This window comes from Candidatus Poriferisodalis sp., from assembly GCF_965198245.1.
Lineage (GTDB): Bacteria > Actinomycetota > Acidimicrobiia > Acidimicrobiales > Poriferisodalaceae > Poriferisodalis.
The window spans coordinates 3,404,972-3,427,160 of sequence record NZ_OZ240249.1; the positions used below are offsets into that span (position 1 = coordinate 3,404,972).

The window sequence follows — 22,189 nt, forward strand, 5'->3', positions numbered from 1 at the left end:
CGCCGAGTTGTGCCCATCGTGCGAGGTCACAGCGCTCTTGGGTGTGCTCCCCGACGAGCGTTGGCGACCAGAGTATCTGCGGCCTGCATATGTGAATCAAATGCATGTTTACATGCGCTATCGTTGAAGCGTCATTCAGTCAACGTCAGTTCGAGTCCCAGCGTGGTGCTGTGCGGCAGCGAGCTGTTGTGGGCCTGCAGCAGGCCCTGAAGTCCTCTTGGAGTGAAGCCCGTGACCTCTGACGCACTGCGTTCGCATACCCCCCCCCCCCCCCCCGCGGAATGAGGCCCCGCAGGCGCAGATGGGCTGTGTCCGCAGCGCTGGCGGCGATGACGCTCGCAGCAGCAGTGCTGTCTCCTGCTGTGGGGGCGTCGTCTAGCTCTTTGCATCCCAAGGGCCTGTCCGCGTCGTTGGCGGACGGCGTGGTGACGTTGAGCTGGAACGCGCCGATCGACGACGCCGGGTCGGTGACGGGCTATCAGGTGCTGCGACGCCGCCCCGGGGTAGACCCGGTGGGGACGTTCCATGTCGTCGCCCACGACACCGCCACCAGCGACACGTCGTTCGTGGACCGCTGCGCTGATCAGGCCGACACCGCGTATACCTATCGGGTCAAAGCGCGCCGCGGCGACCAGCTCAGCCGCTGGGGGAACTACTCGCGAGTGAACCTGCCCGCGAGCTATGTCGCTGCTGATCCTCTGGCCGGCTGCGACCCTGACACCGGCAAACCCGCACGCGACCCAGAGCCAGAACCCGACCCCGACCCCGATCCTGATTCCGGCGACGACGGGGGCGATCCCGACAACGGCGACGACGGGGGCGATCCCGACGACGGCGACGACGGCGAGGGCGGTGTTGCTGGTTCGGCGGTGTCGGTCCGGTCGGATACGACCCAGCAGCAGGACCCACAGCAGGACGACAAGCAGTTCGTGCCCCCGCCCGACGACGGCGAAGGGGCGGTGGTGGTGCGGTCCTCGTCGCAGGTCACGGTCCCAGCACAGTTCCAGGACCGCTCCACCCTGCCGGGCCTGCCCGCGAGCTACCCGAACTCGCTGGGGTTCGATCCCGGCGCTCCCCCGGCGTTCGCCAGGGAAGACACCCTGACACCGGAGAACGAGAACGACCCCGACCGGGTCGCTGAGATCACCGGCCATGACGCTTCGCGGTTCGCGCCCCGCAACGTCACCGCGGAACTGACCGATGACGGCATCTTGATCAGCTGGCAACAGCTCGAACGCCCGGAGTGGTGGGCCTGCGCCGAGTACGACATCGTGCGGGTGCCCGGCCCTCAGACCTCGCACTCCGAGAGAGTCAACCGCAGAGTTTGGGCGGTAATAGACGGCGTCGGCCGCTGGTTCCAGAACGATTACATGCGCTATTGGGTGGAAGAGGACCGCACCAAGGCCTACTGGAAGTACACCTGCGTCGACCGGCGCGTCTATGACGCCTATGAGATCTACCGCACCTCGTTCGGGCACGTCTACCGCAACGGCACCGTGGAGCTGCTCTCGGACAGCCAGCCCCACCTGATCGGCACCGTCATCGGACAAACTGGCATCTTCAGTTTCACCGACACCAGCCGTGACGCGCTGGTCGGCCCGCGTCGGCACATCTACCAGATGCGCACCCTGTACGGCACCGATGTCGACGTGTTCGAAAACGACCGCGACTTCGGCAGCCGCCTGTCAGCCGGCACCTTCATCGAACGCGTCGAGGACGCCGCACGACCCAACGCGGAGTCCCCCCAGGACCTGACCGTGTCGATTCCGACCAAGCAGGCCGTGGCCGACGGCACGACGTTGGCGATCGAACTGGACTGGGACCCGCCCAGCCAGGACGCGTCGTCGGTCACCGGCTACGTCATCCAGCGCCGCCTCGTCACCCAGAAACAACGCGCACTGCCTTTCGCGGACGTCGCCACCATCACCGCCAGCAGCATCACCGAATGGGCTGACACCGGCAGCGACGTGACCACGACCGCGAACAAGCCCGTCTACAACAGCGCAGGCAACTTCGTGCAAACCGCTTCCTATCTCGAGATCGCTGCGCTGACCCAGTTCTCCTACCGGGTGATCGCGGTGCGCGGCACCGACCGCAGCAACCCCTCCGCAGTGGTGTCGGTCGATTCGGAGCGTCAGCTTCCCGCAGCCGGGCTCGTGACGGTCACCGACACCTGGCGCACCGGCGCGACGATCCGGGTCAACATGACCGGCACCGACCCGAACGGCAGCCAGCTCGGCAACCACGCGAAGGACCACCTCGCTTTGGCACCGCCGCGCGGGGGTCCTGAGAACCGGCTGCTGCATGTCGGCATCGGCTACAAGGGCTGGGGGCACAACACGTGCCTCCGCAACCGCGACAGCACCGACACGACCGACAAAGTGACCGTGAGCAAGGCATTCGTGGAGCTGGCTCCGGGTTCGACGGCCACCTACACCGTGACACTCGAACAAGTCCCCGCGACAGTTGTGCACATCGAGGTGAACACCTTCGTCTCCAATCGCATACGCGTCGACGGCTTTTCGGAACAAACCCTGATATTCAGCCCCGCTGACGCGGTCAACGGAAAGATCACCAAGACCGTGACCGTGAGCGGCCTCGCGGGTTCCTCAGATGTCAACTATGCGGGGTGGATCGGCCACACCGTGGTCGACAGCGCCAGCGACAACGCCTTTGACGGGCTCTCCATCGACCCGGTGATGGTGGTCGTCAGCGACGCCGACGGCCCTTATGGCTACCAAGCCGCTCAAGCCCTCTACCTCAGCCCCGCCGGCGACTGCACCCACACCGACGAATCATCGATCACCGTCACGGGCCTGACCCCGGGCACCACCTACACCGCCGAAGCCCTGTTCCGGCTCGTGTCGGAGGAGAAATACATCGGCGGCCAAGGCGCCGGCGTCAAGCATGAGAACTTCATCCCCACCTGGGACGGCGGCTTCTACCCCGGCGGCATCTGGTCACCCGCACACCTCGTCGGCACCGTCACCTTCACCACCAACCCATAGCAGCCAGGCATCTGCCGGGCCTGCGGGCCCGGCGCGCCGAGACAGGTCCATCTCGCGTTCGGCGCCGTCATCGAAACGGACCCACAGCCGGTAGCCGTTCCGAGCCTCAATCGCGACGGGATGCAGCTGCTCAGCCGACATCATGACTTCCCTTGAGAACCTCTGTCGATGAAACGCTGACGCTCGCCTCGCTCACTCCAAAGCCTTGTGCGAGCACGCGAGGATGGGGACAGCACACCTGCATCGGCATGCACGCCGACGACGCGTACGTCATCGTTGGGGGCCTGGCTGCCGGCACTGCCGACACCGCTGAGAGGCTGAGCCGATAGGCGAAGCCGTGGCCCGAGCGGCCCGTGAGCCCGTCTCGAATAGGCACTGGGAACAAGAGCGGGAAACAACAGGTGCCGTACCGGGAAGGTTCACCTATCCGCGCATCCGCTGAGGCCCTGTTGTTGGTTCTAGCGCGGCGGATAGCGGTGCTGGCCGATGTGGCCTTTGGGGAGCCAGCAGTGTTTGTTGGAGCGCGGGCCGAGGTAGCCGCATGCTGTGTGCGTAAGCGGTGTGTGCGGCGATGGCGGCGGCGCGCTCAGTGCGGTGCCGCGATGATGAGGCAGTCCGCCGTCGGGGGTCATGCGTCGCAGCATGCCGACCATGTCGGGAACGGTGTATCTCCGATTGCGTCGGCCACCTGTGGGACTGACAATGCCCGCTGCATCGAGAGATGCCAGTGCCGCCCGCGCGGCCCTTTCGGTCATGCCCAGCCTCTGGGAGGCCATCCGGGCATCGAGCACCGGCATCGACGGGAGCGCTTCTAGGAGTATCGCCGCTGTGCTGTCGCGGCGGAATGTCGCAGCCTCCTGCCATCTGGCGACCATGCCCTCGACGGTCTGTGTCACAGATGCCGCTTGCCGGTTGGCTTGTTCGCATGAGTTGCTGAATACCCTCAGCCAGTCGTGCATGGCAAAGCTGCGGGTCGCTGTGTCATGGGATTCGCACACGACCCGTGTCGCGTTGAGCGCGTCGTAGTAACCGGAGCGGTCATGGCTCAGCGCAGCGCTGATCGGAACCGCTGCGCGTGTCACGCCAGCAGCGATCAAGACGGTGTGGACGAGAGCACGACCCGTTCGGCCGTTGCCGTCTTCGAAGGGATGGATCGTCTCGAACTGGGCATGAACGACCGCCGCCCGCAACACCGCTGGGTGGTCGCTGGTGTTGAGATAATCGACAAGATCGCTCATGAGCTCGGGCACATGCTCGGCAGGCGGCGGCACAAACGACGCATCGTCGACAAGACACCCAGGAGGTCCGATCCATATCGGTTCGTCGCGAAAGACCCCCCCGATGTCGTGTTCGCGTGTCTCGGCGAAGAGACACCCGTGAACATCAACGATGTCCTCCAGCGTGGACATGGTTCCAGCACGCATCTTCCGTCCGAGTTCCACTGCGGCTGCTACCTGTTTTGCCGCACCGAGCGTGAGCGCATCGTTCTCATCGTCCACAGGCCTGCCGGCCTGACTCAGATAGCGCGCCCACTCCAGGCCGGGCTCTGTGGCCGCGACGCCCTCCATGACGCTCGAGCGGATGCTCTCGTCACGAGCCATCATCCAGTCTGCAAGCGTGCCGCCCAGAGTCGTATGAGGCAGTGCCGCGGTCGCAACGAGCGCTCTGTCGGCGACGGTGACTGCGTTCATGGAATCGACGCCTAGGCTGGGATCCCATCCTGCCAGCGGGTGCGGTACGAAGGCGCGGTATGCCCTTCGCCCGAAACCGGTCGGGCTAGCCAGCCACCCTTCGGCATCGACATACCTGCCCACCCGCCGATTATATCTGGTCGTATGAGCTACTCGACTGTTTTTGGCGACGCGAAAACGTTGCTATATGGTCGTATGGGCTATATGGGCACGCACCTCGGTTGTTCATGTGGCCAGTCGACGCGTACAGCAACGAACTCTCCGACCACGCCACCTGCCACTTCGAGGAGGAATGCCTTGGAGGCGAACCAAGTGCTGGTCAGCTTTGTCGGCGACTGAGGCACCGCACAGCCGTCGGCGAGATGGGCCTTGTTCGAGTGCGCTGGGTATATGTGTTGTGCTCATGTGTTGTTGAATTGCTATGGATAGGTCGTGTAGGGTTCCGCGATCAGCAATCAGTTCGGGTCCCTAGTGCAGTGCGGCGTTGGGCCGCTTCGAGCCTGTCCGGGGTCCCAAGGCCGTCTTGGAGTTTGTCCGTGATGTTCGACGCCCGCCTGTCTCAGACCCCCCCCCCCCCGCGGAATGAGGCCCCGCAGGCGCAGATGGTCGGTGCCCGCAGCGCTGGCGGCGATGACGCTCGCGGCAGCAGTGCTGTCTCCTGCTGCGGGAGCGTCGTCTAGCTCTTTGCATCCCAAGGGCCTGTCCGCGTCGCTGGCGGACGGCGTGGTCACTTTGAGCTGGAACGCGCCGGTTGACGACGCCGAGGGAGTCACCGGCTACCAGGTCCTGCGTCGCCGCCCCGGGGTGGACGCAGTCGGCACGTTCCACGTGATCGCCGCAGACACCGCCACCAGCGACGTCTCGTTCGTGGATCGATGCGCTGATCAGCCCGGCACCGCGTACACCTATCGGGTCAAAGCGCGCCGCGGCGACCAGCTCAGCCGCTGGGGCAACTACTCGCGCGTCGACCTCGCCGCCGGCTATGTGTCGGCTGACCCGCAGACCGGCTGTGATCCCGACACCGGCGCACCCCCCACCGATCCCGACCCAGACCCCGACAACGGCGACGGCGACGACGGCGACGGCGACGGCAACGGCGGCGATCCCGGCAACGGCGGCGATCCCGGCAACGGCGGCGGCGACGACGACGGTGAGGGCGGTGTTGCTGGTTCGGCGGTGTCGGTGAGGTCGGGCACGAGCCAGCAGCAGGACCCACAGCAGGACGACAAGCAGTTCGTGCCCCCGCCCGACAACGGCGAAGGGGCGGTCGTGGTGCGGTCCTCGCCGCAGGTCACGGTCCCAGAGCAGTTCCAGGACCGCTCCGCCCTGTCGGGCCTGCCCGCGAGCTATCCCAGCACGATCGGCGGTTCTCCGGCATTCGACGACTATCCCGACGGCTACAAGTACGAAGTGCTGGAGGAGTATGACGATGAGAGCTTCCTGCCCCGCAATTTCGCCGCGGAGCTGCGCGACGACGGCATCAAGCTGACATGGGACGAACCGAACGAGGTGCTGGCCTGCTTGGAGTACGACACCGAGCGGGTGCCCGGCACCCTGGAAACCGTGCGATATGTCCATCCCAGCGGCTACAGGGCGTGGAAGACCACGGAGACCGGCGGCTACTGGAGGTACACCTGCGCCGACGAGCGCGGCTTGGCGGGTTATGAGATCTATCGCACCTCGTTCGGGCACGTCTACGACGTCGCCGCGGACACCGTGAGGCTGCTGTCGGACAGCGAGCCTCTGCTCATCCACACCTTCGACAGATCACAGCCTCACACCGGGTTCGAGTTCACCGACAACAGCCGCGACGCGCTCGTCGGCCCGCGGGCGCACATCTACCGGATCCGCTCCGTGTACCTAACTCTCGGAGCTCTCGACCGCGACGTCGGCGGCCGCCTGTCCGAGAGCACGTACGTCTCCCGTGAGCGCGACGCCGCTCGGCCCGACGCCGAGTCCCCCCAGGACCTGACCGTGTCGATTCCGACCAAGCAGGCCGTGGCCGACGGCACGACGTTGGCGATCAACCTGGACTGGGATGCGCCCAGCCAGGACGCGTCGTCGGTCACCGGCTACGTCATCCAGCGCCGCCTCGTCACCCAGAAACAACGCGCACTGCCTTTCGCGGACGTCGCCACCATCACCGCCAGCAGCATCACCGAATGGGCTGACACCGGCAGCGACGTGACCACGACCGCGAACAAGCCCGTCTACAACAGCGCAGGCAACTTCGTGCAAACCGCTTCCTATCCCGAGATCGCTGCGCTGACCCAGTTCTCCTACCGGGTGATCGCGGTGCGCGGCACCGACCGCAGCAACCCCACCAAAGCGGTGTCCACCGATTCTGAACGCCAGCTGCCCGCAGCCGGCCTCGTGACCGTCACCGACACCTGGCGCACCGGCGCCACCATCCGGGTCAACATGACCGGCACCGACGCGGCCGGCAGCCAGCTCGGCAACCACGCAAAGGACCACCTCGCCCTGTCACCGCCGCGCTCGGGCCCCGAGAACCGGCTGCTGCACGTGGGCATCGGCGCCAAAGGCTGGGGGCACAACACCTGTCTGCCTGAGGTGCCGGTGGTTGTGCGGCCTGCCACCGTGACCTATGGCCGGGTGGAGTTCAACACCGGCGCCTTGACCCGAACGGGGGTTCGGATACCGTCCGCGACGGCGAGTCTGTCGTTCGACGAGGGCGGCTCGAAGAGTTACTGGATGAGGCTCAAAGCGGCGCCGGACGCCGACACGGTGATCGACATCGCGCCGAGGGCGGGCAGCGACAGCGATGTGTCGGTGTCGCCGTCGAGCCTGACGTTCACCGCGTCGAACTGGCGCGGCTGGCAGGAGGTGACCGCGACCGCACTCAGGGACGGCGACAGCGACGACGACATCGTGGTGGTGACCCACAAGCGCAGGTCCGGCATCGACGGCTTCACCGTCCCCGATGTGACGCTCTCCGTGAACGACGTATTCGGGGTGACCGTGTCCCCGAGGCGTCTGTCGATCAAAGACGACACCTCCAAGACCTACACGGTGGTGCTGAGCGAGGCGCCCACCAGCGGCAACGTGGTGATCCAGGTCGGGCAGAGCGGCACACAGATCAAGTTCGGCGGGACGGGCAATCTGGTCTTCACGCGGGTGAATTGGTCTGTGCCGAAGACGGTGACGCTGAGTGCCGTTGAGGGGGCTTCGGGATCGTCGGATCGTGCTGTGACGTTCACCCACACCGTCACCTCGAGCGGCAACCAGTACGACAACCTCGTGATCGACAGCGTGCAGGCGATCGCCTACGCCCAGGACCCCGCGCCCGACTACCACGCCAACCAGGACGCCTCCGATGACGCCCTCAACGAAGGCTGCACCCACACCGACGACGCATCGGTCACCGTCAGCGGCCTGACCCCGGGCACCACCTACACCGCCGAAGCCATCTTCCGGCTCGTGTCGGAGGAGAAATACATCGGCGGCCAAGGCGCCGGCGTCAAAGCCGAGAACTTCATCCCCACCTTCGACGGCGGCTTCTACCCCGGCGGCATCTGGTCGCCCGCACACCTCGTCGGCACCGTCACCTTCACCACCAACCCATAACCCCACGCCTCAGAGCACGCCTCCGACAGCCGCGTGACGACCGCATCTTTGCGGGCAGCGCGGTCGACGCATGGAGCGTTGAGGCTGGAAGACAACGCCTCGGGATCGTCCGTCAATTGCCTCTAGCGCCGGGCTCTATTGAGCCACAAGCGGCACATAACGAGATCCTCATTCCAGTCGTGCGAGATGCTCACGAACTCGTCGTCGTTTACCGGTTTCTCGCGGTCGGCTGACACTTAGCTTCCCAAAGCGGCGATTCAGTCGATCCCGCGCCGCCGGACGCAAGTGGCTACGTGCTGATCGCGACGGCACCCCGCACGGCTCGGTGCCGTCGAAACGCACGGGCATTCCGGCAATGCGTGACCGGTACAGACGACAGTCAGCAGCGCCTGCTGAGGATCATCGGCCGTATGCCGCTCGCGAGCGTCGAGAATCTGACGGCGGTCATCGATGTCGCAGCACCGCAGCTCCGCCAACAGCTCGCTTCGCTGCGCAACGCAGACTTGGTTGCGTCAACCCGGCGCGGGATGAGCGAGAACTCGCAGGATCGCTGGTTCTTGACGAGCCAAGCGATCCCGTGGGTGTACGCAACCGACCACACGCATCTCACTCCCCGGGAAGGGGCTCGCGCCCCACGGGCCGCACGCCTTCGTTGCGACGCTGGTGTACCCAGCGCACCCAGAGGGGTTTTCGCGTCGGATCATGAGCACCTGGCACACCTCGAGGAGCCGTTCTTCTCGCCCTTCGTCCCCCCGGTCACCGCAGGCAGCACGTCGACAAGCCTCCATGAGCATCCGCCGTGGACAGCAACAGCACGAGGCATCAGAACGTGCCTGCGGCGGCTGCCCATGCTCGAAGCGGTGTACCGGATCGCGCCAGACCTGATGCGCAACGGTTCGACGATCTGGCCGGCGGACGGCGTTCCCGCGGACGCCGAACTGCACATGACCGACTTCCGCCTGCTGCGACATGGCGGCTTTTTCCACGCAGTCGCCCGCTACGGCGAGCCGATCTGGGTGACTTTCACCTATGTGGGCCTGCACGCGACAGAACGAGTGCTGAGACGCAAGCAACAACACCGCTTCTGGGGAATCGACTGCTACGTCGCTCATCAAGACCGCTGCTTCCGCATCGCAAACCGGGTCTTCTACGAAGATCCGGAGCAAACGGTCGAGCCTTCGGCGCAGGTCATCGTGGCCGCCGACGCTTGGGCGGCGGATCTTGTTCGCCGCACCCTTGTCGAGACAGCGCCCACGCTCGTCTGCACCGCCGACGGACGATGGCGAGATGCCGTGGAAGTACGACCGTCCCGCGACCGGGTATCGGATCCGCCGGGGCATCCTCAGCTCGGCTGCGTGGAAGACATGCAACGCTGGACGTCTGCGAACTTCGATCTGGAAGCGATCGACGGACCGGCCGCATACCGGATCTTCCTGACGATCGCGCAGTTCCCGGCAATGCGCGCAGCGTGGCTCTCCGAACTGGTGCGCGAGTCAGCAGAGGCTGTCGACGAGTTGCTTGCCCGCTTCGTCGATCTCGGGCTTGTCGCCGAATTCGACGGGCGTTTCTATCTTGCGGAGCGAGGCATGCTGCGCGCGGCCAACCTGAGCCGGGTGCTAACGACGGTGATTCACAGCCGCCATGGCGCCCTGCTCGAATCCGACTACCGACAGCATGAGGCAGCGCACAACGACGGGATCAATCGGCTCGTCGTGCAGTTCGCGCGCGAAGGGGTCCCAGCCTTCGGCGGATGGCGCGCGGAGGTCAACCTGCCGAACATCACACAGGTCAGGCCAGATTTCGTCGTCCTGGTCGCCGAGGGGCCCTTCGGAGCAGGCGGCTACTGCGTCGAGTACGAGCGCAATGCGACCACACCGTCAGAGGTGCACCGCAAGCTGGGTCCGTACCGCAAATGCGCATGGCAGGGACAGCCGCTTCCGCTTCTGGTGGTCTGTGAGACCGAGAGAGCCGCGTACAACTTCCAGAACACGATCTTCGGCTTGCCCCTGCTTGTCACCTGTTTCGACGCTGCATTGGCCGGGCCGCTGACCGGCGACGCCACGGTGTGGGCACGCGAGGGCGAGACAGTCGCGCTGCATTGTCGTGAGCATGTGACGCTGGTGAGTGATGCGGCTCAGCAGACCGAGCGGACGATGGACATGTCGAGCGCGGCGACTCAGTGAGCCGGATTCAATCGCCGACCGGCCAGTGTTGGAGGTCGAGTTCTGGCATGGGGAAGTCCGCGAGATTCGCTGTGGCAAGCGACGCGCCTGCGCCGACTGCCGCAGCGGCAATGAGGCAGTCCGCTTGGTGGAGCGTTATGCCACGATGAATGCGCTCCGGCGCCGGGGTCCAGCTCACCTGTCTAGCTCAGCGGCTGGAGCGTCCTCAGAGGCGGGTGTGGAGATCGGCGAGGGGGACCAGCTTGGCTTGGGGGGTCTCGATCTCGCCTTCGGGCAGCATGAAGCGCCAGAAGGCGATGCCGAAGGGGCGGCCCTCGGTATCGAGCCAGTTGGGAGTGCCGGGGTCAGTGTGGGAGATGACGGCAGTGAATCGGCCGTCGGCGTCGGCAACCATCTGTGCCCGATTGAGCGAGATCGAACGGTTCGCGTAGTCGAGCGACTGCAGGTGGCGGTTCCACAGGCTCACGTTGGCGTAGCGGCAGCGGGGCCAGCGGGCCCGGATCACCAGCGCCTCGTCGGGACCGAACACGAACGGCGCCAGGGCGTATGCGGCGTCGGTGGCGGCGAGGCCGAGGTCGCCGGGCATGCCGGGTGGCGGGAACTCGTTCGGCACCAGCGAGACCCACGAACGGGGTTCGCCGTCGATCATCGGCGGGCGGTCCACGGTGAGCTCGCGCACCAGCGCGGCAACCCGACGGATGCCGGCGCTGACCGAGGCATCGGACGGTCGGGGCGGGGGCGTGCCGTCGATGACCTCGATATGCATTGCAGGCACTCGGTCTGGATCTGTGCCCGCATGCGTGACGTCTTCGAAGTAGTGGCGGCAGATGATCGCCCCTTCTTGCGGAGGCAGCGCCAGCCAGTTGTGCTGCTGGGGCTCGCCGCCGAGGAGGAGTTCGAAACGGCCGTCGGCGTCGATGTCGAGGGTCGTGTCGTTGATCACGCTGAGCACCTGGTTGTCCATGGACCCCCACCCAACGCTCGACTCGACGGTGATCGACACGTAAGTGGCGTCTTTGGTCTCGCCCCGCACGCGGTATGCGTAGTCGGCCGACACCGGGGCCTCGAAGTAGACGGTGTCGGGGTTGTCGCCCAGCAACTTGCGGTTCGGTGTTACCAAGCGCTCGAAGCGAGGGGCGGACGGGTCACGCTCGAACAGCCCGACCAGCCCCCACTGCAGGTAGTGCATGAGGGCGCGGTGGGCCTCGACGGCGTCCTCGTCGGTGTGCAGGTTCCACGCCGGCGAGATCCAGCGCTCGTCGGCTTCGCGCAGCGTGTCGATGAGCTCTGCGAGAGCTCGGCGGGAATCAGTGTCCATGGCGGGCCCGGCTCAGCCTTCGGGAGCCAGGTCGAAGCGCTCGATGTAGGGAGCGGTGGCGGCGCGTATGCCGTCGGTGGTCAAGCCCCAGTCTTCGGGCTGGTAGCGGTGCCTGCCGTACTTGCCCTTGGGCTTGTGGGCCAGGTAGTCCCGCACGGCTGAGGCGTAGGCATCGGTCAACGGCACGCCCATTTGTTCGAGCGCCGGACCCAGCGTGGCCACCGGGTCGCTCACGAGCTGTGTGTAGTTGATGTCCACGAAGCGCTCGTCGGGCACGGCGCCGGATTGACGCAGGCTCACCGAGTCGTTGAGGGCGAAGGCGAAGGCATCGTGCACGAATTGGGCGTTCCCGCCGACGTCCACGTTCTCGAAGCGCATCCAGTGGACCATGGCGGTGATGCTGGCGGTGGAGGCCATGGTGCGAGCCGGGTCGCGATGGGTCTGCACCACCCAGGCGTCATCGAAGGCCTCGAACAGCTGCGGCAGCACGAAGAGGTGTCCGGGCGTCTTGAGCACCCATTGCGTGCGGCCGGCACCGTGCTGGAGCACTTGGAGGATCTGGCGCTCGTAGCTGTAGTTCACCGCCAGGTCGGGAAACCACCCTTGCAGCGGGGCGATCATGCTCCAGTGAAAGCCGGCGAAGCTGCCCTGGGTGAGGGTGATGCACTCGACGGGCAGGTCAGCCCGGAATTCGTGCATGGCCAGGAACTCGGGCTGGATGTCGGCCCAGAACTCCTGCTCGCACTCCCCCATTTCGGTGGGATCGGCGAGGCCTGCTTCGGGCAGCGGCACCGGATGCAGCGCCTCGGCACCGATCGGGGCGCGCAGGTCAGGGTGCAGGTCGAGCAACTCGAACAGGATCGACGTGCCTGATCGGGCGGGACCAGCGATGATCACCGGAGCGGCCACCGGTTCGGCGGTGATTTCGGGCACGGCGTCGATGGCGGCGGTGAGCAGCAGGCGCGTGCGCAGTGAGCGCAGCAATTCCTGCTTGGTCATCAGCCGGCCGACCAGGTGCATGGGCGAGGCGTCCAGGTCGGCGACCAGAGACTCGAAGCGTTCCTGCCAGCCGGGATCGCCAAGATCGCCTGTCGGCATGCCGCCGACCGAAGCAGTGGCCTGTTTCAGCAGCTCGCCGGCGTCGATGGGCACGAGGTCCCCGGGCCGGCCGCCGACCGAGTCGGCCATGAGGTTGATGCGCCGAACCCAGTCGGGCCGGGTGAACCGTTCGGTCATGGGCGCAGGCACAGTGGAGTCTTGAGTCATATGAGCGAGGAACGTATCAGTGCGCCGCAATAGAGCACGCAAACTCGATCCGGCACCGGGCATGATGTACAGATTAAAAAATCGCTTTTGTACATTTTGGTTCCACTGGTACGGTCTGAATATGAACGTTGCAACGACGGAGTTCCGAGCGAGGCTGCGTCACTGGCTGGACTGCGCCCGCTCTGGCGAAGAGGTGGTCATCACCGAACGAGGCGTTCCTGTCGCAAGGCTCTCGGGTATCGACTCGGCTCCGACCATCGAGCGACTGACTGCGCAAGGCGTGATCTCGCGACCCGTGCGAGGCGACCGACCCAAGGCGACAGGACAACGGCGTCCTCGTCCTCGCTCGCCCTTGTCGGATCTGGTGAGCGATCAGCGCCGCTGAGCAGTGGCCATCGCCTACTTCGACGCCAGCGCGTTGGTGAAGCTGATCGTCGACGAAGCCGGCAGCGAGATCGCAGAGGCGATCTGGGACGGATGCGACGCAGCCGTGTCCAGCAGGCTGGCCTTCACCGAAGTCTGTGCCGCGCTCGCCGCCGCTGGCCTGCGAGGCGACCTCGACGAGACAGAAGTTGTGGACTGCGAGCAGCGCTGGCAACAGGTTTGGGCAAGCGTCCAGCCGGTCGAGCTCAGCGAGCGAGTAGAACAGTCCGCTGGCCAGCTCGCGCGACGCCACAGGCTGCGGGGAGCCGACGCCGTCCATCTGGCGAGTGCGCTGGTGCTCGACGCCGCTGACCTCGTGGTTGCGGTGTGGGATCGCCGCCTCCACGACGGCGCTGTAGCCGAGCAACTTGCCGTCGTGCCTGCCACCTTGCAACGCCTGACGAACAACTGAGAGCCGCGAAGCTTGAGATCAGGTTCGCCTCCATGACCATATGTCCTACCATATGGTCATGGCTCGGCGTGAAGTATTGGTTCAGCTCGACGACGAACTCATCGAACGACTTGCAGAGATCGCGACCGCCGAGGGAACGAACAGGTCCGCGTTGCTTCGTCGCGGTGCACGCGCTGTCATCGAAGCCACCGATCTGGCCGACGCCGATGCAGTGCTCATCGCTGCGTATCGCCGCCAGCCGCAGGATCCGGCGTTCGTCGAGGCGGCAGCACGATTGGCGGCCGAGACAGCGCCGCCGTGGTAGCGCGCAACGAGATCTATTGGGGTGATCTCGGGGAGCCCGGCGGGCGACGACCCCTGTGCGTCCTGACGAGGGACGCGGCGGCTTCGGTGCTGACAGCAATCACTTGCGCTCCCGTCACGCGCACGATGCGCGGCATCCGCTCGGAGGTGGAGATCGGCGTTAACGAGGGACTGCCAGCGACGTGCGTCATCAGCTGCGACAACATCGTCACCGTGCCGATTGCCCGGCTGGATGCCGAACCAGTGGGCCGGCTCGATGCTCTCAAACGGGCACAACTCGACCAGGCACTTCGCTACGCACTGGACATCGTCTACTGATGAGCCCCGTCCCGGAAACCGAAGATGCGCTCGGCCTGCTGCGCAAGCTGACCGGAGACCCACAGGCCGAATTCCGCGATGGACAGCTCGGTGTTATCCGTCGTCTGGTTGCGGAGCGTGCGCGAGTACTTCTGGTGCAGCGAACCGGCTGGGGTAAGAGTGCGGTCTATTTCATCGCTACCCGGCTGATGCGCAGTGCAGGCTCCGGCCCGACGCTGCTGGTATCGCCGCTGCTCGCATTGATGCGCAATCAGATCGAGGCGGCGCAACGCCTCGGCGTACGCGCCGTCACCATCAACAGCTCCAACCGCGATGAATGGGAAGTGGTCATCGCGCAGATCGAAGCCGACGAAGCGGATGTCGTGCTGATCTCACCCGAACGGCTGGCGAACCACGAATTTCGCAGCGAGGTGCTTCCGGTCATAGCTGCGCGATGCGGTCTGCTCGTCGTCGACGAGGCCCATTGCATCTCCGACTGGGGTCACGACTTCCGGCCGGACTACCGACGGCTCGTTCGCGTGCTCGATCTGCTACCGCCACAGATACCGGTGCTGTGCTGCACCGCAACGGCCAACGACCGGGTCGTTGCCGATGTCATCACGCAACTCGGGTCCGAGTTCGAGACAGTGCGCGGGCCACTCGGCAGGGACAGTCTGCGATTGCACGCCCTGACGATCCTGTCGCCACCGGAGCGTCTGACATGGCTGGCGGCGACGCTGGCGAAGCTGCCGGGTACCGGCATCGTGTACTGCTCCACCATTCGAGACACCGAACGCGTCGCGGGCTGGCTGGTCTGCGAAGGCATTGATGCTGTGGCCTACAGCGGTGGGACCGAATCGTCCCGGCGACCCGAGATCGAACAGGCACTGCTCGGCAACTCGGTCAAGGCAGTCGTCGCGACCTCCGCGTTGGGCATGGGTTTCGACAAGCCAGACCTGTCGTTCGTGATCCACTATCAGTCGCCGGGATCGCCAGTCGCTTACTACCAGCAGGTCGGACGGGCGGGCCGGGGAGTGCCGGAGTCGTGGGGCATCGTGTTGCGGGGCACCGAAGACGCCGACATTCAGAACTATTTCATCGAGACGTCGTTCCCCAACCCCCGGCTCGCTGAGCATGTCGTCGGACTGCTGGAAGAGCGCCACGAGCCGATGCGGCTCAACGAGTTGCTCCCGGAGGTGAACGTCGGCAACAAACGTCTCGAGAATCTTCTGAAGAATCTGGAAGTGGATGGCGCAATCGAACGCGTCGGCAGCCGGTGGCAACGGTCGCTCCGACCTTGGAGCTTCGATCACGACAAAGTCGAAGCGGTCACTGCGTTGCGCTGCGCCGAACTCGAACTGGTGCGCCAGTACATCGACACCGACCAGTGCCGAATGCAGCTCCTGAGGCAGCATCTCGACGATCCGGTAAGCGAGCCGTGCGGCTCGTGCGACAACTGCACCGGCGACACCATGGCGCTGACGTTCGATCCGTCCGAGGTGCAACGGGCAGTGGAGTTCTTGCGCAGCGAGAGCATGGTGATCCAGTCCCGTAAGCAGTGGGCGAGCGCCAAGTCGATCCCGGCAGAGCTTCGACTTGAAGACGGTCGAGCGCTGTCGAGATGGGGTGACGGCGGCTGGGGCAACCTGGTGCGCAAGGGCAAGCAGTCGGATGGCCGATTCGACGACCGCTTGGTGGACGCTGTCGCAGAGTTCATCAGCGACCGATGGCAGCCCGTACCCTCACCGACCTGGGTCACGTTCGTGCCATCGCGCCGTTACCCAACACTCGTTCCCGACTTCGCTACCCGGCTCGCGGACGCGCTCGGGCTGCCGTGTCACGATGCGGTCGTGCAGGTTCGCGACACGCAGACACAGAAGTCGTTGCGGAACAGCCATCAGCAGTTCCGCAACGTTGACGGGGCGTTCAGTATCAGCGCCCCGCTGCCCGAAGGCCCGGTGCTCCTGGTCGACGATGTGGTTGATTCCCGTTGGACGCTGACGGTCGTGGGAGCGCAGCTGCGCACCGCCGGAGCGGGTCGTGTGTTCCCGTTGGCCTTATCCGAGACGTCCGAGAGGGCGGGCGGGTGAGGCGAGGAGACGACGCTCTGGCGACGATCTCTCTCGTCAGCCGCCTGTGTGCTGACCGAGTGCGGCCGCTGAAGGCATCGGAGTTCTGGAAGCTGTCAGCTCGCCTGGGCACCGGACCGAGTTGCCTGCTCGGAATGAAGGCCGACGATCTCGCAGCGGCGCACGACTTCATAGGCGATTTCGCTCATCGCATCGGTGCTCTGATGGGCCGAGCCACGGCACTCGCGTTCGAGTTGGAGCGGCTAGAGCAGTCGGGTATCCGGACGCTCACCCCATTCGACGAGCACTACCCGACACGCTGGCCCGAGCGCCTCGGGCCCAAGGCGCCGCCTTTGCTCTATGCGGCGGGCGCAACCGAACTGCTCGGTATCGCAGGTCTCGGCGTAGTGGGCAGCCGCGACGTAAGTCCGCTTGGCGCCGAGGTTGCCGTCGAGGCTGCCAAGTGCGCAGTCGTCCGCGGTATTCCTCTCGTGTCGGGCGGGGCTCGAGGCGTCGATCAGCTCGCAATGAATGCGGCACTGGATTGGGGAGGCGCAGTTGTCGGCGTGCTGGCGGACTCGCTGTCACGCAAACTCCGCAACGCCGACGTCCGCGCAGCGATTCATGATGGACGGGCCGTCATGTGCGCGCCCTACAGCCCCGACGCCAGCTTCAGCGCCGGCAACGCAATGGGACGCAACAAGCTCATCTACGCCCAGGCCGCAGTCACGCTTGTGGTCGCTAGCGACCAGGGCTCAGGCGGTACCTGGACTGGCGCAACTGAGGCACTCGACCGCCAATTCGGCCGGGTCGCGGTCTGGCGAGGACCCGGCGAAGGCCCGGGCAACGAAGATCTCGAACGACATGGTGCAGTGCCTATCTCCGAAATCGAACAGCTCGACACCCTGCTCGACGGTGATGACGCTGACGCCAACATCGACGCGCCCCCACTCGCCGCCCGCCCCGCGCAGGGAACGCTCTTCGACGGTGCGAGACCGGCATCGATATAGAACTCATTGTTCTTGCCGAAGTCGCTAGTGCGGCGGGCACCCGGGACCCGGTGGAGCGACGGTGGCCCGACAGCCAAGGTGTCGTGCAGCGATAGCTTCACGCCATGAGCCAACTGGATCTGCCGCGATACGACGAGTTCATGATTCCGGTCCTCGAGGCGCTCAAGGAGCTCGGGGGCTCAGCACGGCGCGACGAGATCGTCTCCGCGGTGGCCAGTCGCGCAGAGCTCTCCGACGAGCAACTGGATCTCCGTTACGAGACCACTGGCGTGTCTGTGGCGGCTGATCGGATCGGATGGGCACTGACTTATCTGAAGAAGATCGGCGCAGTGGACAACTCCCGACGCGGCGTGTGGGCGCTCACCGATGGCGGCCGAAGAATCGAATCGCACTCGGAGATCGACGCGCAGCTGCGCGTGGTTCGCGCCGAGCTCGCAGCCCGTACTGCCCAGCGGAAGCTCAGCGAGCGGCCCGGCACCGCCGAGGACGACGAACTTGACCTCGCCGAGGACTCCGATTCAGACTCCCAATGGCGGGTGACCCTGCTGCAACAGCTTCTGGAGATATCCCCCGCCGCATTCGAGCGGCTCACTCAGCGGTTGCTGCGCGAGGCCGGGTTCAGAGAGGTCGAAGTGCTCGGCCAAAGCGGTGACGGCGGTCTCGATGGCGTTGGCGTCTACCGCCTGTCCCTCGTGTCGTTCCCGATCTACTTCCAATGCAAGCGCTACAGCGGTTCGGTCCCGTCGAGTGCCGTACGCGACTTCCGAGGGGCTATGGCCGGACGCGGCGAGAAGGGCCTCCTAGTGACCACTGGCACCTTCACCCGCGGCGCACGCGACGAAGCAAGCCGAGACGGTGCTCCCCCGGTACAGCTGATCGACGGCGAAGATCTCTGCGACCTGCTCAAGGAATACGACCTCGGCGTCACGACGCGCACCCGCCAGATCGAGGACATCGAAATCGATGCCACATGGTTCCAGCAATTCGAGCCTGCTTGAGTCGCATCGCAGTCTCCGACTCGGCGAGCGACCGATAAGACAGGTAGCTAGGCGAAGAGTGGTGGCCGCTCCGGGGCGTTGAGGAACTCGAGAACCGTCCCGCTCGGATACGTTCGCACTATCTTGCGCGAGCTCAGACAGCGAATCAAGCTCTCTTCTTCCAGTGAACGGAGCACCCGTTTGTAATGGCTCTCCTTGTAGTCGGTATGGACAACCACAAACTCGTTGATCTCGTCGACGCTCGCAGTGCGTGACCCAAATTCATCAAACAAGGCGCGGCGGAGCGCGGATAGGTCTACGCTCGGCTCAAACAACATCGACTGATTTCCGGCGAAACCCGAGAATCGAATGCCATTGATGGGGTCAATGTCCCACATGGCATCCTTCATTGCCTTGAGTCCTTTGACATCCCGGGTGCCAAACATCAAATAATACTCCGTGCGATGTCGATCGACATTCAATATTTCGAATGGACGCACATATGTAAAATTGGCGATGTCACGTAGCTGTGATGCGTAGAGATCTCGAAGAAATGCTTTCCGTTTCTCGCCCGACAAACTGCTTACATGGCGATGTTCGCTGTTAGTGGTTCCAAACAACTCCTCAAAGGAGTGGGCGATACCGGGACGCCGATCATTGACAAATCTGTTGACATGGTCGAACATGAAGTTAAAGATAACTTCGCACTTGTCAGATGCCAGCAGATCGGCGATGATATTGATCGGCACGCCGGACCAACCGAAGGGGTCCACAAATGCCAGAGTTGGCGCCAACCGGCCAGGTCCGATCTCGGCGATTCGACTGGCAACTTCTGCGAATGCGCCGTGGATGATCTTCACGACAACATTATGGGGCCTACCTTCGTTTGATTTCCAGTATCCGTCGATCTCGTCTTTGAGGTTGTTGCATCTACTTTCCTCGGCCTCAACAAAAATGAACACGAATTCCGTTGAGGACAATTGTGGGAAATAGTTGTGACGGACGAGCGTATCAATTGCAATCAAAGGCGATCCCCACTCACCATTCTCGTACACACCAGGGCCTGCGAAGCCGTCAAGAAATATGACCCGGGTATGGGATTGCCCGAGAATCGGGTACCACGCCTTCAAGTAACCTTGCAACAAGAGATGCTTGGCGCGAGTGTGTTCTGGAATTGTCCAAGTCGTTGATGTCATGCCGCTGTGTCCAGTGAGCGGGCAATCTCGACAGGGACCTCCTTGAGCATCGATTCCTTCTGAGGCATCGAGCCGTAGGTCAAGCCATCGAGTTCTCGGCCGCCAGCCTTGGGGGTGCGGCCTCCCCACTGCTTGAAGAAGAACTCGACAGTGGCGTCTGCGCACTGATCCCGCAGGTCTCTGACCCAATCGGCTTCCATCGATCGGGCGCCTGGACCGCTCTCGCCTCCGGCAATGAGCCAGTGAATGTCAGTGAGATCGAGATTCGGCAGCGCCTCCAAGAGCGGTTCGGCGCTAATGAAACGCACCGCAGCGCCTACCGAGCGCAGATGGTCGATGCGGAAGGCGTAGCGGGGCGTCTCAACCGTGACGCCCATCCAGACGTTCGAAGGCCATTCCAGATCGCCTGCGACAGCTGCAAGCCGCTTCGACCGCTTCGTGAGCACTTGGTAGGTGTGCTGCGGAGTGTCGGCCATCACCTCGAACACCTTCTGGATGAAATCCAGTGGCACATCGGGATGAAACAAGTCGCTCATCGAGTTCACGAATATCAAGCGGGGTCTGCGCCAACGCCGCGGCCGGTCGAGCAGGTCGTGATGCAGGGTCAGGCCAAAGCCTGGTCCACTCAAGGACGGGTCTCCATCACGTTGGTAGCGGGGGTTGCCCATCGCCTTCAGGCGCTTCGCCAGCGTGAGCGCGTAGCAGTTGTCGCAACCCACAGAGGTGCGGTCACAGCCTGTGGTGGGATTCCACGTCGCCTCAGTCCACTCAATGCCGGTGCGGTCACTCATGATCGCTTCCCTTCGGCAGATAGACGGTCGGACGGTAAGTCGACGTGTGCGTCGCTCAAGACAGCGACCTGTCGGCGGTTGCACGAACGTCAGCGTGCACTAGGGGTGTGACAAGAATCGTCCACGAGAGTACGACGGTTCTGCCGCCGGCGACAAGCTCCGCCTCGCCAATCGGATCCACCACAGCCAACAGGGACGGTTGGCTCAACCGGATTCGGATGCGGCGGCGAGGGATTCGGCCAGAGCTTGGATCTCGGCGAGGGCGGATTCGAGGTCTTCAGCGATCTCGGCGGCGAGGAGGGCTGGGGGTGGGAGGTTGTCGGTGTCTTCGAGGCTCTCGTCTCGCAGCCAGAAGAGGTCGAGGCTGACCTTGTCTCGGGCGATCAACTCGTCGTAGGTGTAGCGCTTGAAGCGCTCAGACTCCTCGCGCTTGTGGCGAGCGTCGGCCCGGTAGCAGGCAACGAAATCGTCCAGGTCGGCCCTCGTGAGCGGATTCTGCTTGAGCGTGAAGTGCTTGTTGGTGCGCAGGTCGTACACCCATAGCTCGCGGGTCCACGGGTCCTCGGCGCCCTCGCGGCGGCGGAAGAACAACACGTTGGCCTTCACCCCCTGCGCGTAGAAGATCCCAGTCGGGAGCCGCAGCAGGGTGTGGACCTCGCAGTCGTGCAGCAGCCTGCGACGGATGGTCTCGCCAGCTCCGGCCTCGAAGAGCACGTTGTCAGGCACGACCACGGCCGCATCCCCGCCGATCTTCAGCAGGCTCACGACGTGCTGGACGAAGTTGAGCTGCTTGTTGCGGGTCGTCGCCCAGAAGTCCTCCCGCTCGTAGCTGTCCGACGATGAACGGCCGAACGGCGGGTTGGTCAGCACCAGGTCGAAGGGCTTGCCGGGAGAGTCCCGCAGGGCGTCGTCCACGACGATTGGCGAGTCGGATTCGGGGCTCTCGATGCCGTGCAACAGCATGTTCATGGCGCACAGACGGGCAGGCAGGTCGGCGATCTCCCAACCGGTGAACGCCCCCGAGCGCAGATGAGCGGACTGGTCGGGCTCCAAGTGCGGGAACCGCTCGACGATCGACCGATACGCGCCCAGGAAGAATCCGCCGGTGCCGCACGCGGGGTCGCAGATTCGGTCGTCGGGCTCGGGCCCCATCACGTCGACGATGGCGCTGATGAGCGCCCGGGGCGTGAAGTACTGGCCCGCTCCCCTGGCACCCTCCTGGGCGGTCTTCTCGATCAGGCCCTCGTACGCGTCGCCCTTGAGATCGGCGTCGTAGCTCATCCACTCGTGCTGGTCGATGAATTCCTTGATGAGCTGTTCCAGCTTGGCGGGCGTCTGGATGCGGTTGCGGGCCTTGTGGAAGACCACGCCGATCATGTCCTCGCTGGTGCCCAGTGCGGCCAAGGCATTGCTGTAGTGGGCTTCGAGCTCCGCACCCGACCGGCTCAGCAGCGACTGCCAATCGTGCTCGACGGGAACGATGCGGTCGCCTCCCAGCATCACGTACTGCTCATCGGCCATCTTCAGAAACAGCAAGTACGTGAGCTGTTCGAGGTAGTCGCCGTAGGACAGTCCGTCGTCGCGCAGTACGTCGCAGAAGTCCCACAGCTTCTGCACCATCGCCTTCGGGTCATGGGCGGGCACCGGCTCACGCTATGCC

The 22,189-nt window shown here is 64.7% G+C and carries 17 protein-coding genes; 10 read left to right on the forward strand and 7 right to left on the reverse strand.

From position 1 onward, the window contains the following. Positions 1-308 precede the first annotated feature (308 nt). On the forward strand, positions 309-3,008 hold the full coding sequence (locus ACOCMM_RS15205; protein ID WP_419553975.1) for a fibronectin type III domain-containing protein: 2,700 nt from the start codon (positions 309-311) through the stop codon (positions 3,006-3,008). A gap of 458 nt (positions 3,009-3,466) precedes the next feature. Here the strand turns inward: ACOCMM_RS15205 and ACOCMM_RS15210 are convergent, their stop codons facing one another. After that, complete coding sequence (locus ACOCMM_RS15210; RefSeq protein ID WP_419553976.1) at positions 3,467-4,822, reverse strand: Fic family protein; 1,356 nt, start codon at positions 4,820-4,822, stop codon at positions 3,467-3,469. A 486-nt stretch (positions 4,823-5,308) separates the two neighbouring features. Here ACOCMM_RS15210 and ACOCMM_RS15215 point away from each other — a divergent pair, with 486 nt between their 5' ends. Together ACOCMM_RS15215 and ACOCMM_RS15220 are read left to right on the forward strand one after the other, a co-directional pair. Continuing rightward, complete coding sequence (locus ACOCMM_RS15215; RefSeq protein WP_419553977.1) at positions 5,309-8,284, forward strand: fibronectin type III domain-containing protein; 2,976 nt, start codon at positions 5,309-5,311, stop codon at positions 8,282-8,284. Positions 8,285-8,694: 410 nt separating this feature from the next. Then, entirely contained in the window at positions 8,695-10,467 is a 1,773-nt protein-coding gene (locus tag ACOCMM_RS15220) for a hypothetical protein (protein ID WP_419553978.1), read from the forward strand. Positions 10,468-10,474: 7 nt separating this feature from the next. Here ACOCMM_RS15220 and ACOCMM_RS15225 read toward each other — a convergent pair whose 3' ends face one another. The 3 genes from ACOCMM_RS15225 to ACOCMM_RS15235 are packed head-to-tail and all read right to left on the reverse strand — an operon-like array spanning position 10,475 to position 13,051. Further along, a complete protein-coding gene (locus ACOCMM_RS15225; RefSeq protein ID WP_419553979.1) occupies positions 10,475-10,645 on the reverse strand; it encodes a hypothetical protein in 171 nt (56 codons plus the stop codon). Between the two features lie 27 nt (positions 10,646-10,672). Next, positions 10,673-11,785, reverse strand: a complete 1,113-nt coding sequence (locus tag ACOCMM_RS15230) for a DUF1214 domain-containing protein (protein WP_419553980.1) — start codon at positions 11,783-11,785, stop codon at positions 10,673-10,675. A 12-nt stretch (positions 11,786-11,797) separates the two neighbouring features. Further along, positions 11,798-13,051 carry a sulfotransferase family protein gene (locus tag ACOCMM_RS15235; RefSeq protein ID WP_419553981.1) on the reverse strand — a complete coding sequence of 418 codons (1,254 nt, stop codon included), beginning with the start codon at positions 13,049-13,051 and terminating at the stop codon, positions 11,798-11,800. A 121-nt stretch (positions 13,052-13,172) separates the two neighbouring features. Here ACOCMM_RS15235 and ACOCMM_RS15240 point away from each other — a divergent pair, with 121 nt between their 5' ends. The 7 genes from ACOCMM_RS15240 to ACOCMM_RS15270 all read left to right on the forward strand — a co-directional run bounded on the left by ACOCMM_RS15240 (position 13,173) and on the right by ACOCMM_RS15270 (position 18,563). After that, a complete protein-coding gene (locus tag ACOCMM_RS15240) occupies positions 13,173-13,436 on the forward strand; it encodes a type II toxin-antitoxin system Phd/YefM family antitoxin (protein ID WP_419553982.1) in 264 nt (87 codons plus the stop codon). 3 nt (positions 13,437-13,439) lie between these two features. Continuing rightward, a complete protein-coding gene (locus ACOCMM_RS15245; protein ID WP_419553983.1) occupies positions 13,440-13,886 on the forward strand; it encodes a type II toxin-antitoxin system VapC family toxin in 447 nt (148 codons plus the stop codon). Between the two features lie 58 nt (positions 13,887-13,944). After that, entirely contained in the window at positions 13,945-14,190 is a 246-nt protein-coding gene (locus ACOCMM_RS15250) for a ribbon-helix-helix protein, CopG family (protein WP_419553984.1), read from the forward strand. Beyond that, positions 14,184-14,507 carry a type II toxin-antitoxin system PemK/MazF family toxin gene (locus ACOCMM_RS15255; RefSeq protein WP_419553985.1) on the forward strand — a complete coding sequence of 108 codons (324 nt, stop codon included), beginning with the start codon at positions 14,184-14,186 and terminating at the stop codon, positions 14,505-14,507. Before ACOCMM_RS15250 ends, ACOCMM_RS15255 begins: the two co-directional genes overlap by 7 nt. After that, positions 14,507-16,576 (forward strand): RecQ family ATP-dependent DNA helicase, encoded by a 2,070-nt coding sequence (locus ACOCMM_RS15260; RefSeq protein WP_419553986.1) that lies wholly within the window; start codon positions 14,507-14,509, stop codon positions 16,574-16,576. Before ACOCMM_RS15255 ends, ACOCMM_RS15260 begins: the two co-directional genes overlap by 1 nt. Next, on the forward strand, positions 16,573-17,565 hold the full coding sequence (locus tag ACOCMM_RS15265) for a DNA-processing protein DprA (protein WP_419553987.1): 993 nt from the start codon (positions 16,573-16,575) through the stop codon (positions 17,563-17,565). The genes ACOCMM_RS15260 and ACOCMM_RS15265 overlap by 4 nt, the downstream gene beginning before the upstream one ends. Before the next feature lie 104 nt (positions 17,566-17,669). After that, the gene (locus ACOCMM_RS15270; RefSeq protein WP_419553988.1) at positions 17,670-18,563 is read left to right on the forward strand and encodes a restriction endonuclease; all 894 of its coding nucleotides are present in this window, start codon (positions 17,670-17,672) and stop codon (positions 18,561-18,563) included. 47 nt (positions 18,564-18,610) lie between these two features. Here ACOCMM_RS15270 and ACOCMM_RS15275 read toward each other — a convergent pair whose 3' ends face one another. The 3 genes from ACOCMM_RS15275 to ACOCMM_RS15285 form a co-directional block, all read right to left on the reverse strand. Next, on the reverse strand, positions 18,611-19,738 hold the full coding sequence (locus ACOCMM_RS15275) for a three-Cys-motif partner protein TcmP (protein WP_419553989.1): 1,128 nt from the start codon (positions 19,736-19,738) through the stop codon (positions 18,611-18,613). Beyond that, the gene (locus ACOCMM_RS15280) at positions 19,735-20,529 is read right to left on the reverse strand and encodes a DUF5131 family protein (RefSeq protein WP_419553990.1); all 795 of its coding nucleotides are present in this window, start codon (positions 20,527-20,529) and stop codon (positions 19,735-19,737) included. The genes ACOCMM_RS15275 and ACOCMM_RS15280 overlap by 4 nt, the downstream gene beginning before the upstream one ends. 204 nt (positions 20,530-20,733) lie before the next feature. Continuing rightward, a complete protein-coding gene (locus ACOCMM_RS15285) occupies positions 20,734-22,149 on the reverse strand; it encodes a type I restriction-modification system subunit M (RefSeq protein ID WP_419554899.1) in 1,416 nt (471 codons plus the stop codon). Positions 22,150-22,189: the final 40 nt, after the last annotated feature.